Genomic DNA, 23924 nt, shown 5'->3' with positions numbered 1-23924 from the left:
GTCTGGGGGCAAGGGGTTCCCCCGGGTTGGGACCGAACCTAGTCCCGGACTTGGGCCGTAGACGTGCGAAGCACGTGCGGTTCCGGCTGCTACACATCCAAGAATCTGCGAACCCGCGCGCATACTGCACCTCTGCCGAACGACGGCCGTCCGGTGGCGGCGTGGCCCAGTAGGCAGCCGAGGGAGAAGAGGTCGCTCGCGGGTTGCCGTGCGGGCGGTCGGAGGCGGCGAGATGAGCCGCCGCGGCCGCGGCATCTGCGACCAGCCGCAGCTCCCCAGCGAGGCCATCGTCGCCAACCGCCCCTGACACTCGTCCTTGGCCGCCTGGTCCACGGCTACGTCATGCAGGTTCGGGGCGGTGATTAGGCTGAGGGCCTGGGCGTGGCCGACGGGTGTGGTGGCGAGCAGGGTGCGCTGTTGGTCGAGGTGCGCGGACAGGAAGCGGTGACGTCGGTACGTCGGCACATCCTCACCGCACCGTGGAATGTGCCGAGCCTCAGCCGGGAATTCGTCCAGTTCCTCTCAGTCTCGGAAGCCTGGTGACCTGCTGGGCCGCTGCGAGTTCTTCGCGGGTCTGCTCCAGCTCCAGGGACAGTTCGGTGGCGGCGCGTACCAGAGCGTGAACCCGCTCTCGCTCCGCTGCGAGTTCCGCCTTGATCTTCGTCAGGGTTTCGCGCAGCACGATGTTCTCGTTGGCCATGTTCTGGACGACCTGTGGAGTGAAGTTCTGCGCCTTGGTCCGCGCCCGGAACTCATCCACGAGCTCTTTGTGGTCGCCGTAGACAACGTCGCGCCGTATCCCACACTCGGCGATCAGCTCGGTCCCTGTGAGTTTTCCGACGGGCGAGCGCAGGGGCGTCCCGGCCAGCAGGCGTTCTGCGGCGGCGCGTATTTCCTGACGTTCCGCTTCCCGGTCTCGGTTCTTTCGCGTCATGCGACTCGACCGCCTTCCATGCGCGTGGCTTCAGGACGTGACGCCTCGTGCTGCTCGATCACCACGCAGATCTGAGCCGCTTGTGCGGCAGCTCGGTCCCGGCGCGGACGTGGAGTCAGCGGGTCACGGGCCTCGATTTCCAGGACGGGTAGTCGCCTGCGGTGTTCGGCGATGTCCCGGTCGGTGTAGGCGGGGTCGGCGCAGGTGTTGCGGCACAGCAATTCGTCGGGCCCATCGTCGGCGGGCAGCCCCAACAGCAGCTTCCCCTTGCGGCACACGGCGGTTTCGGCACGATGGACGCAGGTCATGGCTTCTCCGTCGTGGATATCGGTGTCGCTTTGCTCAAGGAGCCGCTTGACGCTGGCCTGCGCGCGTACGGTGCGGCCGAGGAAGGCCGCGGCGCCTGCGGATCGGCGTCGGTACTCGGCTGCGGTCGGCCCGCTGACGTGCTCGTTGTCCTCGTCCAGACGGGTCCAGTCGTCCTCGGACTGCTCAATGACCATCTCCAGTCGCTCCACCGCGATGTCATCCAGCCAGGAATCGTCGCCGTGGGCGGCGTAATTCAGAGTGACCTTCGTCTTGAGATGGCCGTACTGCAGGGCGGCGGCGATGAGGCCGCGAGGGCGGCGCACGATGAAGTACGCGAGGGTGCGGCTGGTGTCCGCAGAGGCCGTGTGCGGGTGACTTCGTGTGGTCATTGAGCAGGTCCGCTGTCGAAACCACGTTCGCGACGGTGACAGCGGTGCGTGTTGTATTCCAGCCTCGCTGGTGTGACGCATTTCACTGCCTGGGTCTTGGTGGTGGAACCGCCGGGCCGGGCGCGTCCGCTGTGGCAGGGTCGGACCATGCCCTTTGATCACAACGACCACTATCACCGTCTGCTGTTGCGCCAGGTGCCGCGGAATTGCGGTGCGGCCCTGGACGTCGGCTGTGGGACCGGCCGGTTCGCTCTTCGGCTCGCTCACCTGGGCCTAGAGGTCGATGCGATCGACCCGTCGGAAGAGGCCATCGCGGAGGCCCGCGCGCTGTCGGGGCGGATAGCCGGCGACCGGAGCCCACGCTTCCAGCACGCGAACGTCACCGAAGTCGAACTGCCCAAGGCTCACTACGACTTCATCTCGTGCCTCGCCAGCATCCATCACATGCCGTTCGACACCGTCGCTGCACTGCGTGACGCACTCGCGCCCGGTGGCGTCCTCGTGATCTTGGGCTGCTATCCGGAGAAGACCTGGCTCGACTGGGCCTGGAGCCTGGCGGCCGTGCCTGTCAACGCTCTCGCCAGGCTGACCGTCGCTTTGCAGGACAGGCTTCGCCCTGCCGCCGCTTCGACCGGTCGAGAACAGGTGAAAGCGCCGGTGAGCCAGCCGACCGTTCCCCTGCTGCAGATCCGTCGGGAAGCCGCGGTCCTGCTGCCTGGATGCAGAATCCGCAGGCTCCTCTTCTGGCGCTATCTGCTCGTCTTTCGCAACAGCGGCTGACGGGACCACTGTCCGCGCCCGCCTCAACTGCAGGTCCCGATCACTGTGGTTCGTGGTGCTGGGAGGCGGCTGACTCGGCTTGTTTCGGCGGCGGCCTCGCGGAGCTGAACGATCTCCTTGTGCTGGGCGGCGAGCCGGGCCAGGGTCTGGGTGCGGAAGTCCGTGAGCTCGGTGATCGTCTGCTCCGATTGGGTCAGCCGTTCCCTGAGCTTGGCGTTCTCCGCCTTGAGACGGGTGATCTGGGCCTCACGAGGGTCGGGGATATCGCCGGCCTGCTGCAGGGCTTGGAGGCGTCGCTCGAACTCGGTGCGGAGGTAAGCGTAGGGACGGGTGCCGTAGAACGCGGTGCGGTCGACACCCGCCTCGCGGGCCAGGGTCTTGATGTCGCACTTCCCGCCGGGCGGGATCTCTCCGCGGAGGAGTCGGTCCATGGCGGCTCGGATGCGGTTCTCGTTCTCGGTCCGCTGGGCTGCGGAGATTCTCATGCGGATGCCTCGTTCATCGTGCGGGCGGCGTCGATTTCGGCGACGACGCGGAGGGCCCGGTCGTGGTCGGCTTGGAGCCGCGTGCGTTCGGTCTTGCGCGTCGCGCCGAGCTGCCCGATGACCGTCTCGGTGCGATCGGCGTGCTCGGCCCAGACAGGGCGGTGGCAGGGGTGGTGGGTGGCCTGCGGACAGCGGGCGGAGTCACGCATCCCGACCAGTGGCCGGTCCGCGGTGGGGGTGCCGGCGAGCTTGAGGCAGAGGGCTCGGGAGGGGTCGGTGAACCAGCAGTAGTTCGCCGGTCCGAGGTGGAGGACCTTGGCTTTCTTGGTCAGCAGGTTGAGCACGTCACGGTCACTGCGCTGGGCCTTCGGGGCTGGTGCCGCTTGGTCGAGCTTGCCGTCGATGCTCGCGAAGAACTCGGTGAGGCTGCGGGCGCCGGGGCCGGTGGGCAGGATGCCCTCCTGGTAGTTACGGAACTCGGCCAGCACCAGTTCCAGATTCCGTTGCTGCTCATGGCCGTTGACCTCAGCCAGCAGCTCAGCCTGCGCTCCGCCGGGACGAGACGCGTAACCTTCTGTAGTCGCTGTATTCACATGACGTAGGTAAATCTTGGTCGCCAGAAGACCACCAGGTCGGTAAGCGATCTCGATCGCCAGCTTCCTGCGCAGCATCCTCAGCGTCAGACGTTCGCTGGGGATCGGGGCGAGTCCATGCCGTTGCCCGTGAGGGCCGTTCACCCAGTCGCGGAACCACTGGTAGCGGGAGTTGAAGTGGAACCGGCCCAGCAGCGGGTTTCCTTCCACGGGGTCGTCGTGAAGTTGCTCGGCAAGAGCGGTTGCCTGATAGGCGTCGTGGACAACCACCCACTCGTGGCGGGTGCCGCCGAGAGGCTGGCCTTTGATGAGTTTGCTTGCCAGTCGGTAGCGGACCAGGTCGGGCCCGTACTCTTCGGGCGGACGCCGACATCCCACCTGCAGTTCCATGAGTTCGCTCGCGCGCATGCCGGTGACCGTCGCGAGTGTGAGGATCGCCACCGTGCGGGCGATGCCGATCAGCGTGGTTGCTTCTTCCCGGTGCAGTCGGATTTCTCGATGTGGGCGGCCGTTCTGCCGAAGGGCCGCTCCGCCCCGGCGACCTTCAACGTCGCCTCGACCGGGCCGCGTAGGGCTGGCAGCCATGCGGTATGGAACTGCCGGAACCCGGCCTGGCGAGCCAGACGCTGAAGGCGATCGGGGTCAACGGGTCCTGAGCCGGCCAGCCGGCGTCGATCCTGTCCTGGATGTGGTGCGGTCGCATCACCGGCAGCGGCTCGCCGGCCCGTTCGTACTCGGCAAGCACTCGGTTGATCTCCGCAAGCGGGAGGCGAGTTGACGACTTGAGGTCAACGGTCTTGGTCGACCAGTCCCGGTCGGCGACGCGGATCTGGCCGGCGAGCTCCACGACGTGCGGGCCGATCACGTTCACCAGGTGCAGGGATGCGGCCAGCATCGGCTGCAGCACTGCGTTGGAGACCGGTGGGGTCTTGTTCTGCCCGACGCCGCTTTTGTCCTCGGCGATCGCCGAGGGTGCGGCCCCGCTCCAGGGCCGTAGGTCCGCCGGGACGCGATCGACGGTGAAGAGGTCCCGGTAGTTGAGCAGGTCAGTCACAATCAGTGCGGCGAGCCGCCGGGTGCCCGAGCTTCGCTCACCGACGACGATGTCGTCCTCGTCCCGCTCGTAGCGGCGATGGGCCAGGTAGGCGTCGCAGTCGTTGCTGTTCAGGTCTTCGAGGCTGGTCGCCCCGTGTGTGGGGAGCCACTTCATGAAACGGATGAGTTCGGCGAGACGACCGTGACTGGTGCTGACATGCAGCGGAGTCCGGTAGGCCCGCGCCAGCGAGGCCACCGCCTCGTGATGGGGAGCGAGGAGGGCCATGACCAGCTCCTTCGCGACCAGCCGCCAGCGGGGATTGCTGATGGCAGCGAAGTTGAAGCGCCGGTGCTGAAGCGCCAGCGAGATCGGGAGGCCGACGACCTCGGCCAGATCCCACAGATCGTCTTCGAAGACGGGGCGCCGTACTCCCTCAGGCAGGGGGAGACCGGCTTCTCGGCAGACATCGACGCCGGCGAAGACCGAGCTGACGGCCGCAGTGGGGCTGGCGAGCACATGCAGGATGGTCATCGTGTCGTCTCCTCGGGCCGCAGCGGCGCCTCCTCGTCATGGTCACCGACCGCTGCGGCTGCATCCGCCACCACCGCCGGGTCGAACCGGTCCAGGACGTGACCGATCCGCTGGGAGTACGGGCCGAACACGACCATGAAGTGGGCGGCGGGCATCTGCTGCCACTGCCGGGAGAAGAACGCCTTCAGCCGCAGGAGGTTGGGGACGTGGCGAGGCGCGAACACCGCCAGTGGGCAGAGCAGACACACCCATGGCCGGGCCGGACACGGTTTGCCCTTCGGGCCATGCAGCCCGGACAGCTGATCGGCACAGGCCGCGGTGAACACATCGTGTTCTCCGCCGACCAGTTCGGCGATCACCGTGTTGTCGAGCTGGAGAGCGTTGATCAGCTGTGGGTAGTCCCTGGCCAGGGCGGCGGCGTCCTCGTCGGTGACCACGGTCGGAGGGTGGGCTCTTCGCAGCAGGTCATGCTGGGCGTCCTCGACGAGCGCGTCCACCGCCCGCTGCTGGGACGGCGTCGTCGCGGTCAGGTAGTGGTCACCCTCGACCTGCGGGCTGTGGTTGGGGTCGATGGTCGCCCGTCCTTGGCCGTTCCAGCCCCGCCGGTCGCGCATTGCCAGATGCGTCGTACGGATTCTCCCCCGATGGATCTTCAGCGGCTTGCCGTCATCACCGGTCAGGCCGCGCTGCAGGGCCCACGCTTTGACGGTGTTGCGGTGAATCGCACCGCTGATGGTCCCCGCGGTTCCGGGCCGGGTGACGCCCAGCCACAACTGACGCGCTGTCCCGGGATCGGCGTGGCTTCGCAGCAGTGCCGAATGTGCAAGCCACTGCTCCAGCACCCGCACTGGCTTCGTTCATCTTCAGCAGCAGCGTTTGTTGACGAGTTTCAACAGCATTTAGTGATCAACTCGCTCGTGGATGTTCACGAGAAATGACGGCGCTGCTCTGCGCGAGATCGCGTGTCATCTCGCTCATGCCAAGACGACGCATCCCTGTCGCTCGAGTTCGGTCAGTAGCGGTAGGGAGGGATCGATCTCGTTCCATCGCAGATCCAGTTTCTCGAGCGATGGAAGCAGGGTGAGCCAGTCCGGCAGCTGGCTGAGACGGTTGCTCCGCAGGTCGATCTGACGTAGCCGCGGGAGGTGAGCCAGTGACCGCGGCAGCTCGGCCAGGGAGTTCTCGCGCAGGTCCAGATGACGAAGTTCGTGCAGTTCAGCGGTCGACGGCGGCAAGCGCTCGATGGTGTTTCCTCGAAGCCAGAGCTCACGCAGGTTGCGGAGTTGGCCAACGGAGTCGGGCAACATGGTGAGCCGGTTGTGCTGTGCCCTGAACTCGATAAGGCTGGTCATCCTCCCGATGGCCTCGGGGAGGGTAGTGAGGGAGTTCTCACCGATGTTGAGGTAACGCAGCCGGGTCAGCTTTCCCAGACTGTCCGGAATTCGTGACAGCTGGTTGTCGTGCAAGTAGAGGCAGTCGCTGAGCTCGTTGAGATTGCTCAGTTCGTCGGGTAGCGACGTGAGCGCGTTGTGGCCAAGGTCCAAGGTCGTCAGCCGGTGCAGTCGCCCGATCCGTGGCGGGAGGGCCGTGATTCCGTTGTTCGCAAGGATCAGCACGCGGAGTTCGGTCTGCTGCCAGACTGAGTCGGGCACTTCTCCGAGCTCTTGGCGCCATAGGTTCAGTGTGTGCCTCACGGCCTTCTCGCCTTCGTCAGCGGTCTTGGACCTCGATTCTCATCCGGGACTTCGGGACAGGCAGCCAGTCCGGAACGAGATCAGCCAGCCTCGGCATGTTCAGTGCGTGCGCGCGTGCTGGCGAGGCGGTAGGAATCGGTGCCGGTCTCGGTGATCGTGCCGTTGAAGGTCAGGCGATCGACGATGGCCGCGCAGAGGCGAGGATCAGTGAACGTCTTGGTCCAGCCGCCGAAGGACTCGTTGGACGCGATGGCGACGCTGTTCTTCTCCTCGCGTTCGGTCAGCACCTGGAAGAGGAGTTCGGCGCCGTGCCGGTCGAGTTCCATGTAGCCGAGCTCATCAATGCAGAGGAGATCGACGCGGCCGTAGCGGGCGATGGTCTTGTTCAGCTGCTTCTCGTCGGCGGCCTCGACCAGCTCGTTCACCAGCTTCGTGGCCAGCGTGTAGCGAACGCGGTAGCCCTTCATCGCGGCCTCGGCGCCCAGGGCGATGAGCATGTGGGACTTGCCGGTGCCGGAGTCGCCGATCAGGCAGAGCGGCTGACTCTTCTTGATCCATTCGCAGCTGGCAAGGGTGTGGACGGTGGCCGCGTCGATGTTCGGGTTGGCGTCGAAGTCGAAGGCTCGCAAGGACTTCTCCCGCGGGAAGCCCGCGGCCTTGATCCGTCGTTCCGAACGGCGTCGGGCTCGGTCGTCGCACTCGGTCATCAGCAGCTCGGCGAGGAAACCGCGGTAGGTCATCTGGTCCTTGAGCGCCCGGTCGGCGATCTCGTTGAACTCGTTGCGGATCGAAGGCAGCCGCAGCAGGCGGCAGGCGGTGTCGATCGCGGCGTCGGCGGCCTGCTCGGTCAAGCCTCGCTGGCGGGGCAGGGTCACTGGGCTTCTCCCTCATGGTGGTCGCTGCCGCTGATGCGGCGGCGTCGGAGCAGTTGGTCGTAGGGGGTCACCGACGGCAGCGGCCTGGTGTCCGGCGGGAGATGCGCGAGGCGCCACTCGTGCAGCGACGTGACGCTCGCCGGCGTCTCGCCGGGCAGCCCCGGGACGGATGCGCCAACGGTTGGCTCGTCCTCCGCCTGGGCGGCCTTGCGGGCCTCCAGCGCAACGGCATCGGCGGTCAGGGCGCCGGCCCGCAGCGCGGTGGCCAGCCCCGCGACCACATGCTCGTGGGCGAGATGCCGGTTCAGCAGCAGGACTTCGATCAGCGCCCGGGTGCCGTCCCGCTCGCCGTGGACCTTGCGGGCCTGGGCCCACCAGGCGTCGTGGACCGGGGTGAACTTGCCCGCTGAACGCGCCTGTTCCAGGGCCGTGGCACCGGGGAAAGCGCCCGGCTTGCGGATGAGGGCTTCGAGGTAGTGGTCCAGGTCCAGGCGGCAGCCGCCCTTCGCGATCAGCCTCTCGTGCCGGGCCGCCTCGACGTTCCTGTCGTAAACCACCAGGTGGGAGGCGTGCAGAACGACCCGCACCCGCTTGCCGATCAGGCGGGTCGGGACCGAATAGCGGTTGGTGCGGACGGCGATCTGGCTGTAGCGGTCGACGCGCGGCGTGAACAGCCGGCCGGTCTCGAACGGCTCCTCTGGCAGCGGCATCAGCAGCGGCTGCTCGATGGCGAAGTACTCGTCGACGGTCCGCGGTCGCGAACCGATCCTCCGGTGCCCGTCGTGCAGGTCCCACTGGTCGACCAGCTCGTTCAGCTCGGCGAGGGAATCGACTTCCGGGACCGGCGTGAAGTGGTTGCGGCGGAAGTAGCCGATCATCCCTTCGACCCCGCCCTTCTCGTGGGCACCTTCGATTCCGGGCCGGCAGTAGAAGCTCTCGATGTTGAAGTGCGAGCGAAAGGCGATCCACCGGTCGGTCTCCACCCGGGCCCGGTTGAGTCCCAGCACCTGGGCGACGGCCGACTTCAGGTTGTCGTAGCGGATCTTGCTTCGAGGGACGCCGCCCAGCGTTCGAAGCGCGTGCACGTGCCCTTCGAAGAAAGCTTCCTGGCCGCAAGAGGCGAAGACCCGGTGGACGGCTTTGCCTGAGTAGGACAGGCGGAGCGAGAACAAATAGCAGGTCACCAACTCGCCAGCCAGACGCACGGTCACGTCACCGAAGTCGACTTCTGCCTCGTGGCCGGGCAGGTGGGTCTGCGGCACGAACGCTTCCATCGGGGCCTTGCCCGAGGCTGCGAGGATCTCCGGCTTCCGGTCGGAGACGTAGCGCCGGACCATCTGGTAGGACACATCGGCGCCGTGCTCCTCGACGAGCCGGTGGAAGATCCTCGTGATCGTATGCCGCTGCTTGCGCGGCGCGTCGAGGTCCGTCCGCAGCATCTCGTCGATCACCGGCTTGTACGGATCCAGCGCAGTCCGCCGCGGCGGCAGCTTCTTCCGGGGCTCCGGCCAGACCGAGTCCACGGCCTTCTTGACCCTCCGCCACGACACGTTGTACTTGCGCTCAATCTGGCGCATCTTCATGCCGGCACGGTGATCACGCCGGATCGCCGCGTACAGCTCGACCTTGGACATCTGCGGCATGACCAGGACCTTTCACCAGGAGCACCCCGATGCTGCCCTGGCGAGTACCCCAGTGCTGTTAAAACTCGTGAACATCACCCGACCGTGGATCTGGGTGCCTCCCAAACCCGTGAACAACCGACGGCACTACTGGTGAATAAAGCCACCTCCGCCTGCACGGAGAGGACGCGGCGGCCATGTGCGGCCGTGACGACCACGACGACTCACCTCCGCCTGCACGGAGAGGACTCCGCAGACTCCGACGTCTGCGGATGCTGCTGAGACTCACCTCCGCCTGCACGGAGAGGACAAGGCGCAGGGCCGGACGCGCGGCGCGCTGAGCGACTCACCTCCGCCTGCACGGAGAGGACGTCATGCTCCGAAGACACCTCGACGACATCATCGACTCACCTCCGCCTGCACGGAGAGGACGTCATGCTCCGAAGACACCTCGACGACATCATCGACTCACCTCCGCCTGCACGGAGAGGACGTCGACGGGTTCCGCGCGAGGCAGTCCTTCGGCGACTCACCTCCGCCTGCACGGAGAGGACCGCAGGTTGAATTTCGTCATTCCCATATCGGGCGACTCACCTCCGCCTGCACGGAGAGGACGGCTCGGCGCCCGAAGGCATGACGGTTCGGAGCGACTCACCTCCGCCTGCACGGAGAGGACCCTTCCTGATCTGGGGTTCTATATGGGGTTTGCCATTTCTTGACTTGTTTTCTTGAAGGTGATGAGGGTGAGGCCGTCGAAGTCGAGTGGTTCGCGACGGCGGGTGCCGGCGGTGCGCAGGGTGAAGCCTTGTTCGTTGTTGGCGGGGTAGGCCAGTACGGCCATGCCGTTGCCTGTGCAGGCGGCGACGCTGTTCCATAGTTCGTCGCGTACGCGGGCGGAGACGGTGCCGATGTAGAGCTCGGGTGTTACTTCGAGGAGCCAGCGGCTGAGGGCGCCGTGCAGGTGGTCGGGGACGGCGGTTGCGGACAGGACGATCATCGAGGCCATGGTCGGGTGTCCTCAGGTGGTGGTGCTCATGTGGTGGCTGCGTGGTTGGTGCCTCCGGGGATGGCGCCGGTGACGGGGTCCCAGAGGTCGACGAGTTGTTCTTCGGGGTCGGGGATGTCGGGGTCGGTTTCGGGGGCGAGGAGTTGCTGGATGTCGCCGACGATGCGGGGGAGAAGTTTGAACAGGCGTAGTCCGTCGCGGAATGAGCGGCGGGCTTCGGCTTCCGGGCTGGTGGAGTTGTGCAGTGAGAAGGCGAGGGGAATGGTCAGGTCGGCTTTGTAGAGGTCGGCGATGTCGTAGACGAATGCCTGTTGGTTGCCGTTGTGGACGTAGCCGAGGGCGGGGGAGCAGCCGAGGGCCAGGATTGCGGCGTGGACGATGCCGTAGAGGCAGGTGTTGGCCGAGGAGAGGGCGAGGTTGACGGGGTCTTGTTCGTCCCAGGTGGCGGGGTCGTAAGTGCGCCTGAAGCGGCCGATTTTGTATTGCTTCGCCAGGAGTTGGTAGTGGGCCTTGACGCGTTGTCCTTCGAACCCGCGGAGATGGTCGAGGGTGGGGGCGGGGCCGGGGAGGGTTCCGAAGCGTTTTTTGTACATGGCGGTGGCCACGGTGAGGCGTTGGGTGTCGTCCGCCCAAGCGCGGGTCTGTTTTTCGAGCCAGGTGGTGGTCAGTGAGTCGGGGAGGGTGGCGGAGTAGCAGCGCACGCCGCCGGAGCCGGTGGTCAGGATGGTGGTGCCGTGGCGGGCGAAGGTGGCGAGGGCGCGGGCGGTGATGGAGGTGCCGGGGCCCAGGAGGACGCAGCTGAGAGCGGCGGTGGGTAAGTAGACGGTTTCGGTGCCGCGTTTTTCGCTGGTGATCTCGGCGCATACACCGGTGTCGTCCTGGTGGATGCGGACGATGTCGAGGTAGAGGAACGACAGGGAGTCGGCGATGCGGGGGAGCATGGCGACGGTGGGGGCGGCGAGACGGCGTCTTGCGTTGCTGGGGGTGGTGGGTGAGTTCATTGCGGGGTCCTGGCGGGGGCGATGGTGAGCAGGCCGCAGCCGTAGGCTTTGCCGCGGCCGATGCCTTCGGTGATTTTTGCGCGCAGGAGGTCGGCGTCGATGATGGCGGCGGTGCCGTCGAAGCGGGTGCGGGCGTGTCGGACTTTCTTGCGGGAGGGGTTGTTGCGGGGGCCGTGTCGTCCGCCGGCGGCGTCGAGGGGGTGGGAGTCGGTGCTGAGGGGTTTGAGTCCGGCGGCTTCGGCCTGGCGTTCCCACCAGCTGTTTGCGGCGGGGCCGTGCAGGGGGACGACGGCGGGGAGGTTGTACAGGTCGCGGGTGGTGGCTCCGGGTTTGCGGACGGCGTTGGCGATGCAGCGGTGGCGGATGGTCAGGCCGGGACGCAGGGCGTTCAGGAGGGTGTCGAGGGGGCGGGTGCGGGAGGTGCCGTAGCCGTCGGGCAGGGCGGTGAGATCGGGTTCGTAGAGGCTCTGCAGGAGAATGTGGAGTCCGGTGGGGGTGTCCTCGGCGCGGAAGAGAACCCCGAATCGGGCTCGGGGGTCAGGGCCGGCGTTGGTGGGGAACAGTGTCATGAGGCGTCGGTGCAGGCCCTGGCCGAGTGCGTCGCCGGTGGTATCGCGGCGGGCCTGGGGGTGGCGCATGTCGGGGATGATGCGGGTGAGCCATACGGTCATTGGACGCTTTCTTCCGGGTGGTGCAGGTGGGCGGTCACATAGGTCTGGAGCGAGGCCAGCTGTGAGGTGCCCAGGCCGGTGTACTGGGCGTGGGGCAGGTGGAGGGTGCGCCGGTACAGGGGGCGGGCGCGGTAGGTGCGGCGGCGCGGGTCGAAGGTGACGGGTTCGTCGTTGGCCTGGCTCGTGGGGTGGGCGCCGTCCGGGGAGTCGGGGGTGATCAGCTCCTGAGGGACAGGGAGTTGGTCCAGTGGACGATCGGAGAGGAACTCGACGCCCCGCGGGTGGGGTCCCGTTGCGGCCAGGGGCAGGTGGATCAGGTGGTGCAGGGCGTCGTTGCTGCGGCCGAGGAGGAGGGGGCCTTCGGGCGGGCATGATCGCCGCCCGAGGTACAGGGGCCATTGCGGGGTGTTGAGGGCACGGGCACATAGGTCCAGCAGTGCTGTGTCCGCGCCCTCGCCCGTCTGGTTCGGCCCGGCGGCTGTGGTGATGGCGATGGTGAAGGCGGCGTCGGCCAGGTAGGTGCGGTGGGTGATGACGGTGCTGGTGTCTGCGCTGCGCTTTTTGCCTTCGGCGGTGGAGACGGTCGCTTTGGGGGGCAGGCCGCCGCCCACGGTGTGCAGGTCGCGCAGGAGTACGCCGGGTCGGTCGGTGCGCACGGTGATGGACAGGTGGGTGAGGTCGGCCGGTGATGTGTTCCGGTGCCGTCCGAGTGCGGAGCTGAGCAGTCCGATGACGCCGGAGCGGGTGGGGAAGGGGGCGGTGTCGCGGTCGTTGAAGTGGCTTCGTTCGCCCCAGGACTGCAGCGGTCCGCTCAGGCGCAGCAGCAGTCCGGGGCGGGGTGCTGGGGCGGTGTGGCTGTTCACGCGTGGGCCTTTGCTGTGGTGCGGGCTAGTGCGCTGTTCACGGTGGTGGTGATGAGGTCGTCGAGTGCGCGGTGGCGGGTGCCGAGGTCCTGGAGGTCGTTGGTGTCCAGGCTGGTCCAGCCGGCGGTGAGGATGCGGTTGGTGCCGAGCATGGTGTTGACGGCGCGGGCGTAGCGGGCGAGGTGGTTGGCGGAGGGAGAGGTGAAGCCGCCTTCGGTGCCGGCGCGGACGGGCTGTTCGAACGCTCCGGCGTAAGAGAGTGGGCGGTCGGTTCGCACGGCGAGGTGGACGAGGCTCGGCGGGGTGTGGGGTGCGGTGGAGTTCTTCTTGGCCTGGGGGAGGGATTCGATGAATGCGGCGAGGAAGGCACTGGTCAGTTCGTGAGCGGCTTTGGGGTCGTCGCCGATGTTGAGTGCGAGGTCGCGCAGGTCGACGGTGGCGTAGCGGTAGAAGGTGCCGGAGCTGTATTCCGTGTGTCCCATGTGGCCGCTGCCGGTGGAGTCCTGCCAGGCGGCGGTGATGTCGTCCACCGCGCTGAAGTAGTCGAGTTCGACATCGGTGGCGTGTGTGGTGAGCGCGTGGGCGACCTGGACGGCGCCGTCGACGCCGGCGTTGTCGACCTCGGCCAGCATCCGGCCGAAGAGATTGATCACACCGTTGCGGGTGCGCAGGATCGCCTCGATCCGGTCCTGGGGCAGTGCGCTCTTGTCGGAGGGCTTTTTGATGTCCTTGGCCGCTTCCAGGACCTCGCGGTGTTCCTCGGCGAGGTCGGCGAGTTCGGTGACGGCCGGTTCGGGGACGTAGACCATGGCGTTGGTCAGGACCTGGTTCGGGACGATCTGCTTGGTGTCTTTCTTGTCTTTCGCGAGCTCGAATTTGATGCTGCTGCCCGCAGCGATGTGTCCGCCGGCGCGCAGGGCGAGGCCCGCGGGCCAGCCGCGGCCCTCCAGCGCCCTGGCGACGCGTTCGCCGATACGGCGGGTACGCAGGGCGGCTTGGCCGATGCGCTGCTGGAACTCCTCGCGGGTGGCCCGCTTCCAGCACTGGCTACTGACGCGGGTGCGCATCACGTTGCCGTACTGCACGGTTTTGACGGAGTTTGTGTCGTCCCGGTTGAGGTTGGCGTACGGGACACAGTGCAGGATGTGGACGTCGATGAAGCGGGCGGGTGCGGAGGTCATGAAGGGTTCCTTCGGTGTGGAGCTGCGGGAGTGGTGGGTGGCGGGGACAGGGGCCGTTCCTGCGGGCTAAGCGCTGGGGGCGGTACCCAGGAGTTCTTCGGCGTCCTGTTTGTCTGTCTGCTCGCGTTGGGATCTGCTGAGCTGCTGGTAGTAGTCCTGCAGCCAGCGGCGCGAGATGCGTCCGGAGCGCGCCGGCCAGGCGATGAGGTCGTTGAGGAGCTGCGCGAAGTCGATGTCGGTGTCTGTTTGGCGCAGGTAGCGCACTGATCCGGGCAGGTGCCGGAACAGCCCGTTGACGCTCTGTCGGGTGAGGAGGTTCAGGCGCGTCTCGGCCGAAGATTCACGCATCTCCCCTTCGCGGCCGGGCGACTTGACAACGGCCTGGGCGAACGCGGCTCCGAGGCTGGTGCCCTGTCTGCGGTCCTGCTGGAGGGCCTGGGCGTTCGGCGTGTCCTCGGGCAGGGGGTGCTGACCGTTCGTCATTACCAGCTCACCGTCCTCGTCGAGGCCATCGTCATCCGGGCCGGCGGCGAAAGAGTGCCGGGGCTGGTCGGCGATCATCGCGGCGATGAGGTAGTAGGCCCGCTCCTCGGATTCGGGGAGATGCCGGCCCGTCGGCAGCCAAGGGGCCACGAGACGGTGCATGGGCCGGACGTGATCGAGGTCGCGGCGTACTCCTGTGCGCAGGGCTGCCCGGGCACCGGGGTCGGAGCACACTCCTGTCACCCATCGAGTGAAGGCGCGGAAGTGCGCGGGCTTGGCCGCAGAGCTGTCCGCGGGTGCGGGGCGGGCGGTGTTCTCCGTCATGCCGTTGTCTCCTTCGACTTGGCCGAGGGCTTCTGGCGCCGCCCGCCGTACAGCTCGATCCGTGCGGTGCTGACGGCCCTGGCGCCCCGCTTGGTGTGGGTAACGGACGTGGTGACGGCCTCGTACGTTTGCTCCGCCGACCGAAGAAACGCCTGGCGGGCGTCGTTCACTTCCAGTCCGACGTCTAGGGCGTCGGGTGCGCGGTCCAGGCGCCGGAAGCGGTCCCAGAACTCGGCCTCGGCCAGGGGCCAGTAACGGGCACCGGCCGAGCCGGCCCACGTGCTGCCGTCGGCCTTGGCGTCAGCGACGTGCAGGGCCCACGCCCGTCTCACGGCGCGGTCCAGGCGCTGCCCGTAAAGCTCACCGAGCTGGCGCAAGCGTTTGACCGCGGCTGCCGTCCGCGGCAGGTCCTCTTCGACGCGTCCCAGTACGGGCGGAGTTGAGGCGTCGACGAACTGGGTGTCCTTGGCCTGTGCGCGATCCTGCTCGAAACCCAGTGCCCGCACCCGCAGCGTCTCCGACACCTCGTAGGCCGTGCGGAATACCGCCGGCCTGCGGGCCTGGGTACTGCCACCCGCGTCACCGAGCACCGCGTCGACGTCCCGCCACAGCGCCCGGTTCGAGTTGGCGGGGCGCGCGTACGGATTGCCCTGCTGGCTGATCTGCCAGATCAGGTAGGGGTCGTCGCGGGGGATGAGTCCATTGCGGTAGGCCCAGGTGATGAACGCATCCCGGACCAAGGCGGGGTTGTCCTCGTCGGGCACCAGCAGCAGCGCGTGCTGCGAGCAGGCAGTCAGCCGCGAACAGGGGCCACTTGGCTTGGGTGGTGCCGCATCGGGATCGGGCAGTTCATCCCATTCCCACGGGCACAGGTCGCTTCCGCGCCGCACAATGTCGTCCGGCTGCGGGAGGCCGGCGAGGAGTGTCTGGAAAAGGCTGTCCCCTTCAGGGTGATAGGAAAGAGCGGCACGCAGCGGCCCCGCCTTCACGCTCGCACTCTTGACACCGCCCACCTCGCGGGACGAACAGCGCCCCGCCGGACCGTAGTAGTGCCACACCAGAAGATGCAGCACCGCCTCCGACACCGTCGGCCGGTCAGGACTCCGGTCACTGGCATGGAACAACCAGGAATGATTCTGCCCTGCGGGGCGGGTCACGATCAGCTTGTTCACCCCGGCGGTGTTGCCGGTGTCACACTGCTGCACCAGACGGGCATCCTGCATCCAGGGCCGGCCACCATCTTCGTCGAACAGGAAGAACCGCTCGGCCCACCGGTCGAAATAGGCATCGATGCCACTCTCATCGAACTGGGTTTCCTCCACCACCTCTTCCCGGCGCTCGCTCCAGTCACCGGGCCCGCGCTCATCGAGTCCCGTCACCCGGGCAGTCAGCGCGTACAGGATCCGCAGCACAGCGGAATGGGCGGGCGGCTCCGCGATTGCCAGACCAGCGATGTCATGACTGCGCAGGAGCAGCTGGCGTAAGCCGACCCGGTCCGGGAGTAACTGAGCCGTCCCCGGCAGCCGGGCACCGCTCCGCCATCGGACAGGAAATAACGGCTCTTCGATCAGGTTGTGCGAACGGCCGGGCATCAGGCTCCTGTCGACGGGCCACAATGGGGAAGGTCAGCGCTCTCCGCGCGAGCGGAGGTGAACCAGGAGGCGTTCGGGAGAACATCACTCTGGGACTCTTTTGTCCGCGCAAGCGGACGCACCGGATGAACACGGAATACCGTGGCCAACCGGACTCTCAAGTTAGAGGAAGGGAGGAGTTCGTGAAGCTGTTTCAGCTGAAGTGCTTCACATCGCTTCGAGGCCGACCGGGGAGATGGAGATGGTTCGGTTCCCGTGACGGCAGACCCACCGCTCACTACGCAGTTCACGGGCCATGCGCAGCAGCACCAGGTCCCCCAGCGCCGACTGCTCCTCCCACCCCTCTGGCAGGGGATGCCCTTCACCGCCCCGAAGCCACGCACCGGGCACCGGTGCCACCCGCGACATCACCACCGACACCTCGCGCACCGACAGCCCGGAACTCCGCCCCGGCCCGGCCAACGGCATCCCGCCGTCCTCATCGAGCGTCAGCCGCCCGCCGGGCTGCTCATACAGGCACAGCACCCGCCCGGTGTCGGCCCCCAGACGGGTAGTCAGCAACTCCTCGGTGACGCCCGGCTGCAGGTCGCTGAGCCGGGACAGGTCGCCCGCGACATCCGCCGGGGAGCAAATGCTCACTACCGACGCCATATGGGTCTCAGCCATCTCCTGCGCCTCGCGCTCCGCGTCCATCCGCACGAGTTCCTGCTTCGCCGCCGTGTCCAGCCGATCGACAAAGTCCGGTGCGTACACGTCATCCACCAGACGCTGTACATCCCCCGGGACCTTGATGCCCCGGCCAGCCTCCTCGTGCAGCAAAAACGCCGTCCGTCGCAGCAGCCCGCGGTCGTAAACCGTTCCCCACCCACGAGGAACCTCGAAGTCCCCGTTCTCGTCCACTGGCTCCAGCACCACCATCCGGGGCCGGTCCTCCGGCCAGGCCCATCCAGGGCGCCCGCTCCGGCCTCGTTCATGACGCCGCCCACGGCCTGCCCGCTGCAGCAACTGCGCCAGAGGGGCCAAATTACTCACGATCAAGTCGAAGTCGAAGTCCAGGGACTGCTCAACCACCTGTGTGGCCACCAGAATCGACGCTGGACGCGGCCGCGCCGTGTCCCCCGCCGAGAGCGGCTTTCCATAAGCCGCTTCACACTCGGCGGTAATCTTCTGGCGCACACCCGCCGGGTACCTTGAGTGCAACAGCCGCAGCCCTCCGGTCCGCCCGGCCAGCTCAGGAAACGCCACACACAGGTCACGAAACGTCAACTGCGCCTCGGTCACCGTCGTACAGCACACCAGCGCGGTCCCGCCTTCGCCCGCCACCACGGCCAGCGTCTCCCGCAGCACCTCGCGCCGCCCGCCCGCTCTCACCGCAATCTCAGGAGCCTCGCTACTGTCCCACCCCACCCGACGCAGGGAGACGTCCAGGTCCCGTTCTCGCCCACTGCCCGTCTCCCGGGGAGACGAGACCCGGCCGCTGCCCGCGTCAGTGAATAGCCACCCCGGATAAACAGGCTCGATCCGCGATGCCTCCCCGAACCCAGCCCCCCGCCGGTAGGCATCCACCAAAGAACCCGCACTACGCCCCGTCAGCGTTGCTGACAACAGCACCACGGGGGCACCAAACACCCCCAGCCACTCCAGTAACCGCGTCAGCAGACTGTGCATCCACGGGCCGTACGCGTGCGCCTCATCCACCACGAACACCTTGTCCGACAACCCGAACAATCGCAGCGCGTTGTAGCGCAACGGCAACACAGCCGCCAGCGCCTGGTCAATGGTGCCCGCCGCCAAAGGAGCGAGCAGCCCCCGTTTCGGTCCCCGCAGCCAGGCACCAGCCTCCGTCGCCGTGGCCCCCTCCGCGCTCACCGCACCCGCCGCCTCCTGGGCCGGGCCGGCATAAACCGGGCTGAGCCAGGCCATGGAGTGCAGAAGGGCCAACGCGCGCTCCCCCTCCAACGCCTCCCGCGCGAACCTCTCCACACGGGGGAACATGCCATCAGCCGTGGCCATGGTCGGCAACGCGAAGTACAGGCCCCTGGCTTCGGCAGAGCGCCCCAGCACCGACGCCGCGAACAGCGCCGCCTCAGTCTTGCCGTCCCCTGTCGGCGCCGTCACCAGCAGCAGCCCCGAACCGCGTTCTGCCACCAGCCCTGGCAGGCGCTCCACTAGATCTCGCTGCAGCGGATTAGGCGAGAACGGGAACATGTCACCGAACTCCTGAGCCGCGAAACGGGCCCGCCCCAGCCGCGCGCGATGGACCAGATCCGGCGCCGCGGCCCGCGAGCGCTCCCAATGGGCATCCAGCGCCTCAGGTGCGGCCCTCCACCCTACTGGAGGCAGCAACGACGCGACGGCCTCCACCTGACTGGCCAGCCAGTCGGACACCACCACCAGCCCCGTCACCACCACAGCCAACTCTGCCGGCAACCCGCCTGCCGGCACAGCCTGCGCACCGATCACCCGCCGCAACTCCTCGAAATGAGCTCGCCGCTGCCCGGCCCAGCCCTCCTCACCGAGACCGTGCTGGTAAGCACTGCCCGCAGCCAGCTCCCGCGCTTTCAAGACCCTGCCGAAACAGCCGTGATGACCGCCGAGCAACTGAGCCACCTGATGGCTTACCGCCCGCCGCAGGCGAGTGGCTCCCGGATAGCCGGCCTCGTCCAGCAGTACCGACAGCGCCCAATGGGTCGCCATTTCATGCCGGAAGGCGCGCTCCTTGTCCGCTCCTGGAGCGAAGACATACGATGGCACATCCCTCACTGACGCGAACGCCGAGGGAACCTGCGCCTGGAAGGGCGGGGAGATTTTCCCCAGATCATGCAGCCCGGCCCAGAAAGCCACGACCGTCCGGGCCTCCTCCTCAGAGAGCCCGAGCGCAGCGGCGAGGCGTCCCCGGAAACCAGAACCCAGAAGCCCGTCCCACAGCACAAGGCACACAGCCGCCGTGTCCAACAGGTGACAGACCACCGGATACGGGCGCTTGAGACCTCTCTCCTTCCCCCAAAACCGCCCATCCACAGACCAGTTGTCCGCTCCCACGGCATCTCGCATCATGCGTCCAGAGATAGCAGCAGCCACTGACAACCGCCTGCAAACTGCCGCCGACATCCCTTCTCGCCTAGACTCGGGTCCCATGCTCTTGTGCCTGTCGGCCCCCGCGCCGTACTCCTCGAACGCTGACCAGCATTGCGGCAAAGGAGTTGCAAAGGGCTAGAAACGCTGCAGGTCGCGAAGGGTGCTCTCTGCGCGAGCGGAGGTGAACCGTCCTGCGCGGTGACGTTCGGCGACAGGTAGTAGTGCTCTCTGCGCGAGCGGAGGTGAACCGGTGCTCGATCTGCTCATCGAGCCAGGTGGGCAGTGCTCTCTGCGCGAGCGGAGGTGAACCGTCGTCGCGGCGGCTTTTGTGGGCGCGCATGGTGTGCTCTCTGCGCGAGCGGAGGTGAACCAGCGCAGCGTGCGCGTGGAGGCTCCCGACTGGGGTGCTCTCTGCGCGAGCGGAGGTGAACCGAAGACCAGCAGGAAGCAGCGTCCCGCTTAGGGGTGCTCTCTGCGCGAGCGGAGGTGAACCGAAGATCTGCGGCAGCAGGAACCGCGCGAACGTGTGCTCTCTGCGCGAGCGGAGGTGAACCGGACCGTGCGCCGAATGCCAAGATTGTCCTTGTGTGCTCTCTGCGCGAGCGGAGGTGAACCGACCCTGGCCTGGATGGACTCGCAGTCCTCGGTGTGCTCTCTGCGCGAGCGGAGGTGAACCGTCCGCCACCGTGGCACCGATGGCGGACGCGGTCTGGTGCTCTCTGCGCGAGCGGAGGTGAACCGACGGCGGCGGTTCACCGCGCTGAGCGCGAGCTGTGCTCTCTGCGCGAGCGGAGGTGAACCGGGCACGACACGATGAGTACGACACTCGCGGGGGTGCTCTCTGCGCGAGCGGAGGTGAACCGTCCGAGGGATACATCTTGATCGCCCGCGCCCGGTGCTCTCTGCGCGAGCGGAGGTGAACCGCCGTTGTCGATGATCTCCCCGGCCTTGGTGGTGTGCTCTCTGCGCGAGCGGAGGTGAACCGGCGAGGAGGAGGCCGTAGAAGCCTCCTGCGGTGTGCTCTCTGCGCGAGCGGAGGTGAACCGGTACGACCGTGCGTAAGCAGCTCACCCGGATGGTGCTCTCTGCGCGAGCGGAGGTGAACCGGAAGTCCACGACGTCACCGCCGGTCAGGGTGCGTGCTCTCTGCGCGAGCGGAGGTGAACCGCGTGCCGTTCGTCATTGCCGGTCGGGCGGCGGGTGCTCTCTGCGCGAGCGGAGGTGAACCGGCGGAGGAGGCGGCCGCGGAGGCTCTTCGGATGTGCTCTCTGCGCGAGCGGAGGTGAACCTTGAGCCCCGCTACATTGTCGGCGCGGAATCACGTGCTCTCTGCGCGAGCGGAGGTGAACCGCCTGAACGAACAGGAGCGACATGCCGATCAACGTGCTCTCTGCGCGAGCGGAGGTGAACCGGCGGCGGCTGGCGCAGTGACCCGGCCGTTCGTGTGCTCTCTGCGCGAGCGGAGGTGAACCGGCGTCGATGAGGCGGGCGGCGTCGTGGGAGTCGTGCTCTCTGCGCGAGCGGAGGTGAACCGTCACCGGGTCGATCGAGATGGACTATGTCGACGTGCTCTCTGCGCGAGCGGAGGTGAACCGGCGATGGTGTGGCTCTGGGTGGCAGTGACGACGTGCTCTCTGCGCGAGCGGAGGTGAACCGCGGCGGGCCACGGCGGCGTCGGTGATCTGCCGGTGCTCTCTGCGCGAGCGGAGGTGAACCGTTCACGAACGCGCCGGTGGTGGCGTAGTTGGGGTGCTCTCTGCGCGAGCGGAGGTGAACCGGCCGATACGGGCACCTTCAGGCGCTTGGCGGCGTGCTCTCTGCGCGAGCGGAGGTGAACCGGTGGCCTGGGCGGGGTAGCTCGCTGCGCAGGTGTGCTCTCTGCGCGAGCGGAGGTGAACCGCTGGATCTGGGGTGGCTGCTGCTGCGCTACAAGTGCTCTCTGCGCGAGCGGAGGTGAACCGTCTTTCAGTCGGTTGTTGGACCAGGACCAGATGTGCTCTCTGCGCGAGCGGAGGTGAACCGTCAACAAGGAGAACCCTGAGGCCGAGGCCGGGGTGCTCTCTGCGCGAGCGGAGGTGAACCGAGACCGTTGACTTCGCCAGGCACGCACCGTCCGTGCTCTCTGCGCGAGCGGAGGTGAACCGCTCATCGGGTGCCGCGCGTCGAGGCCCAGGTCGTGCTCTCTGCGCGAGCGGAGGTGAACCGTACATCGGCGATATCCGGAAGGCCGCTGCGCAGTGCTCTCTGCGCGAGCGGAGGTTAACCGTGCCAGGGAATGCGCTGGACGGTCCTGGCCGGGTGCTCTCTGCGCGAGCGGAGGTGAACCGGTGCGGCACCGCCGGGCGCAGGTCCAGGTCGAGTGCTCTCTGCGCGAGCGGAGGTGAACCGCTTCCACGGCGGTCACCAGGGCGAGCAGCAACGTGCTCTCTGCGCGAGCGGAGGTGAACCGGAGAATCCCGCTCGCTGGGGTTCATGGCGTCTGTGCTCTCTGCGCGAGCGGAGGTGAACCGTCATTCGTCACGTCTCCGGGTCGGCTCACAGCGTGCTCTCTGCGCGAGCGGAGGTGAACCGTCGGGCAGGCCCGGCAGACCGGTGCCGGGGACGTGCTCTCTGCGCGAGCGGAGGTGAACCGACGGTAGTCGACAAGCCGTTGCCCGCCAGCGTGTGCTCTCTGCTCGAGCGGAGGTGAACCGCCCCCGGCGGTGACGGCGGCCAGCCTGCCGCGGTGCTCTCTGCGCGAGCGGAGGTGAACCGCAGTGTCGCTCTCCGGCGAAGCCGAAGTCTCCGTGCTCTCTGCGCGAGCGGAGGTGAACCGGCAGTAGTGCACGTCAGGTGGCGGAATGAAGAGTGCTCTCTGCGCGAGCGGAGGTGAACCGAACTCGCCCCCGGCCGGCGCGGCAACTCAGGCGTGCTCTCTGCGCGAGCGGAGGTGAACCGGGGAGATTGAGCGGGCCATGCAGCTGATGGACGTGCTCTCTGCGCGAGCGGAGGTGAACCGATGGCCGAGGGCGCCCGGTGACCTACGCCTTCGTGCTCTTTGCGCGAGCGGGGGTGAACCGGACGGTTTCATTTTGCACGACACCAAGGCGGGGTGCTCTCCGCGCGAGCGGAGGTGAGCTGGGAGCGGGCGGCGTCGGGGGTGGGTGTTGTGGGTTCGAGGACTCCGGCCGCAGTCATCGCGCCTTCGAGCTGGCCGAGATCACCGAACGTGTGTCGCGTTGTTGGACCGCCCTCTTGATCTCCCTTCGTTCTTAGAACTCCTAACAAAGTGGCCCTGGAATGTGGGGTGTTGTGAGGTTGTTGACTGGTGCATGAGGAGGGGGCAGCAGCCGCCGTGGATCGTGCCGGATGAGCTGTGGATACGGATTGAACCGTTGCTGCCGGTCGTGCCGCGCCGACCGGATCATCCGGGCCGCAGGCGTCTGGATGACCGGAAGGTCCTGTCCGGCATTCTGTTCGTGCTCTGCACCGGCATTCCGTGGGAGTTCCTGCTGCAGGGGCTGGGCTTCGGTTCGGGGATGACCTGCTGGCGTCGCCTGCGCGACTGGAACGACGCGGGAGTCTGGCAGCGTCTGCACGAGTCGCTGCTGGCCGAGTTGCACGCCGTCGGCGCGCTGGACTGGTCCAGGGCGGTGATCGACGGCTCCCATGTGCGGGCCGTGAAGGGCGGCCCAAAGCCGGACCGAGCCCGGTCGACCGTGCCCGAACAGGCTCGAAGCACCATCTGATCACCGAAGCGCACGGCATTCCGCCGGCGGTGTCACTGACCGGCGGAAACCACAATGACGTCACCCGGCTCATGCCCTTGGTCGAGGCCGTCCCGCCGGTGCGGGGCTGACGCGGACGGCCCCGCCGACGGCCGGACACCCTTTACGCCGACCCGCGGATACGACCACGACAAGTACCGCAAGCAGGTCCGGGCCGCCGGAATCACCCCGGTCATCGCACGGCGTAGCATCCAAAACGGATCGGGGCTGGGCGTGCACCGATGGGTGGTTGAGCAGAGCTTCGTACTGCTGCACTGGTTCCGCCGGTTACGCATTCGCTGGGGATCCGCGACGACATCCACGAAGCCTTCCTCAGCCTGGCCTGCGGCATCATCTGCTGGCGACGACTGAAAGACCTGTCACTTTGTTAGGAGTTCCTTAAACAAATGCCGGCGGTGGACCGGTTCGGGCACCGGTCGAATGCCGGTGCGCGCGGACGATCGTAGAGTTCACCGAGATGTCAGTCGATCTCACCTGCCGAGTCGGCCGCGGCCTGGGCTTGCTGGAGAAGACGTTCCCAGGTGCCGTCAGCAGACCACAGGCGACGGTGTTCATGGTGTCCTGTGTCGGAGATTCGTCTGCAGTATGTGGCGCCGGGCGCTGGTCACCGACCCGCGGCTCAGCCTTGTGTGGGCCGAGATCGAGACGGAGGCCGCCGGTTCGGGACAGCGTGACTGTTTCAACATCGGCTTCGGCCGCTCGGACGGGCT

General features: G+C 67.3%; 19 protein-coding genes, 2 pseudogenes and 2 CRISPR repeat arrays. Of the genes and pseudogenes, 3 read left to right on the top strand and 18 right to left on the bottom strand.

All coding sequences use genetic code 11. The features are described 5' to 3' along the window. Positions 1–496: 496 nt before the first annotated feature. Together M1203_RS35755 and M1203_RS35750 are read right to left on the bottom strand one after the other, a co-directional pair. Positions 497–934: a hypothetical protein gene (locus M1203_RS35755; protein ID WP_249954024.1), complete on the bottom strand. Its 438-nt coding sequence runs from the start codon at positions 932–934 to the stop codon at positions 497–499. Continuing rightward, complete coding sequence (locus tag M1203_RS35750) at positions 931–1566, bottom strand: hypothetical protein (RefSeq protein ID WP_249954023.1); 636 nt, start codon at positions 1564–1566, stop codon at positions 931–933. Before M1203_RS35750 ends, M1203_RS35755 begins: the two co-directional genes overlap by 4 nt. 213 nt (positions 1567–1779) lie before the next feature. Between M1203_RS35750 and M1203_RS35745 the strand changes: the two genes are divergently transcribed. Then, positions 1780–2412, top strand: a complete 633-nt coding sequence (locus M1203_RS35745; RefSeq protein ID WP_249954027.1) for a class I SAM-dependent methyltransferase — start codon at positions 1780–1782, stop codon at positions 2410–2412. A gap of 23 nt (positions 2413–2435) precedes the next feature. Here M1203_RS35745 and M1203_RS35740 read toward each other — a convergent pair whose 3' ends face one another. From M1203_RS35740 to M1203_RS35725, 4 genes are all read right to left on the bottom strand, one after another. Then, positions 2436–2897: a hypothetical protein gene (locus M1203_RS35740; protein WP_249954022.1), complete on the bottom strand. Its 462-nt coding sequence runs from the start codon at positions 2895–2897 to the stop codon at positions 2436–2438. After that, positions 2894–3931, bottom strand: a complete 1038-nt coding sequence (locus M1203_RS35735) for a hypothetical protein (protein WP_249954021.1) — start codon at positions 3929–3931, stop codon at positions 2894–2896. The genes M1203_RS35740 and M1203_RS35735 overlap by 4 nt, the downstream gene beginning before the upstream one ends. 103 nt (positions 3932–4034) lie before the next feature. Continuing rightward, positions 4035–5057, bottom strand: a complete 1023-nt coding sequence (locus tag M1203_RS35730; RefSeq protein ID WP_249954020.1) for a hypothetical protein — start codon at positions 5055–5057, stop codon at positions 4035–4037. Beyond that, complete coding sequence (locus M1203_RS35725) at positions 5054–5671, bottom strand: hypothetical protein (protein WP_249954019.1); 618 nt, start codon at positions 5669–5671, stop codon at positions 5054–5056. The genes M1203_RS35730 and M1203_RS35725 overlap by 4 nt, the downstream gene beginning before the upstream one ends. Positions 5672–5701: 30 nt before the next feature. On the opposite strand from M1203_RS35725, the gene M1203_RS35720 reads away from it, so the two are divergent. Beyond that, complete coding sequence (locus tag M1203_RS35720; RefSeq protein ID WP_249954018.1) at positions 5702–5995, top strand: hypothetical protein; 294 nt, start codon at positions 5702–5704, stop codon at positions 5993–5995. 36 nt (positions 5996–6031) lie between these two features. Here the strand turns inward: M1203_RS35720 and M1203_RS35715 are convergent, their stop codons facing one another. The 11 genes from M1203_RS35715 to cas3 form a co-directional block, all read right to left on the bottom strand. Continuing rightward, positions 6032–6751: a leucine-rich repeat domain-containing protein gene (locus M1203_RS35715; protein WP_249954017.1), complete on the bottom strand. Its 720-nt coding sequence runs from the start codon at positions 6749–6751 to the stop codon at positions 6032–6034. Positions 6752–6831: 80 nt separating this feature from the next. Then, the gene (gene istB / locus M1203_RS35710; RefSeq protein WP_249954016.1) at positions 6832–7626 is read right to left on the bottom strand and encodes an IS21-like element helper ATPase IstB; all 795 of its coding nucleotides are present in this window, start codon (positions 7624–7626) and stop codon (positions 6832–6834) included. Further along, positions 7623–9269 carry an IS21 family transposase gene (gene istA, locus M1203_RS35705; protein WP_374404777.1) on the bottom strand — a complete coding sequence of 549 codons (1647 nt, stop codon included), beginning with the start codon at positions 9267–9269 and terminating at the stop codon, positions 7623–7625. The genes istB and istA overlap by 4 nt, the downstream gene beginning before the upstream one ends. A 139-nt stretch (positions 9270–9408) precedes the next feature. Continuing rightward, positions 9409–9924: a CRISPR direct-repeat array (repeat unit 28 nt; unit sequence GACTCACCTCCGCCTGCACGGAGAGGAC). A gap of 18 nt (positions 9925–9942) precedes the next feature. After that, positions 9943–10254 (bottom strand): type I-E CRISPR-associated endoribonuclease Cas2e, encoded by a 312-nt coding sequence (gene cas2e, locus M1203_RS35700; protein WP_249954015.1) that lies wholly within the window; start codon positions 10252–10254, stop codon positions 9943–9945. 26 nt (positions 10255–10280) lie between these two features. Continuing rightward, the gene (gene cas1e / locus M1203_RS35695; RefSeq protein ID WP_249954014.1) at positions 10281–11255 is read right to left on the bottom strand and encodes a type I-E CRISPR-associated endonuclease Cas1e; all 975 of its coding nucleotides are present in this window, start codon (positions 11253–11255) and stop codon (positions 10281–10283) included. Further along, positions 11252–11926, bottom strand: a complete 675-nt coding sequence (gene cas6e, locus M1203_RS35690) for a type I-E CRISPR-associated protein Cas6/Cse3/CasE (RefSeq protein ID WP_249954013.1) — start codon at positions 11924–11926, stop codon at positions 11252–11254. Before cas6e ends, cas1e begins: the two co-directional genes overlap by 4 nt. Beyond that, complete coding sequence (gene cas5e / locus M1203_RS35685; RefSeq protein WP_249954012.1) at positions 11923–12789, bottom strand: type I-E CRISPR-associated protein Cas5/CasD; 867 nt, start codon at positions 12787–12789, stop codon at positions 11923–11925. The genes cas6e and cas5e overlap by 4 nt, the downstream gene beginning before the upstream one ends. After that, on the bottom strand, positions 12786–13970 hold the full coding sequence (gene cas7e / locus M1203_RS35680) for a type I-E CRISPR-associated protein Cas7/Cse4/CasC (RefSeq protein WP_249954011.1): 1185 nt from the start codon (positions 13968–13970) through the stop codon (positions 12786–12788). The genes cas5e and cas7e overlap by 4 nt, the downstream gene beginning before the upstream one ends. Before the next feature lie 66 nt (positions 13971–14036). Beyond that, positions 14037–14777 (bottom strand): type I-E CRISPR-associated protein Cse2/CasB, encoded by a 741-nt coding sequence (gene casB / locus M1203_RS35675; protein WP_249954010.1) that lies wholly within the window; start codon positions 14775–14777, stop codon positions 14037–14039. Continuing rightward, positions 14774–16369 (bottom strand): type I-E CRISPR-associated protein Cse1/CasA, encoded by a 1596-nt coding sequence (gene casA, locus M1203_RS35670; protein WP_249954009.1) that lies wholly within the window; start codon positions 16367–16369, stop codon positions 14774–14776. The genes casB and casA overlap by 4 nt, the downstream gene beginning before the upstream one ends. A 207-nt stretch (positions 16370–16576) precedes the next feature. Then, positions 16577–19426, bottom strand: a complete 2850-nt coding sequence (cas3, locus tag M1203_RS35665) for a CRISPR-associated helicase Cas3' (protein WP_249954008.1) — start codon at positions 19424–19426, stop codon at positions 16577–16579. A 181-nt stretch (positions 19427–19607) separates the two neighbouring features. Further along, positions 19608–22567: a CRISPR direct-repeat array (repeat unit 29 nt; unit sequence GTGCTCTCTGCGCGAGCGGAGGTGAACCG). Positions 22568–22758: 191 nt separating this feature from the next. Between cas3 and M1203_RS35660 the strand changes: the two are divergent. Further along, positions 22759–23585, top strand: a pseudogene (locus M1203_RS35660) (IS5 family transposase). A gap of 22 nt (positions 23586–23607) precedes the next feature. Here M1203_RS35660 and M1203_RS35655 read toward each other — a convergent pair. Then, positions 23608–23779 (bottom strand): annotated as a pseudogene (locus M1203_RS35655) (IS5/IS1182 family transposase); the annotation flags it as partial. Between the last annotated feature and the right edge of the window lie 145 nt (positions 23780–23924).

Source organism: Streptomyces sp. 35G-GA-8, assembly GCF_023534745.1.
GTDB lineage: Bacteria > Actinomycetota > Actinomycetes > Streptomycetales > Streptomycetaceae > Streptomyces.
Note: the sequence above shows the minus strand (reverse complement) of the source record. Positions and strands in the feature narration are given on the sequence as shown.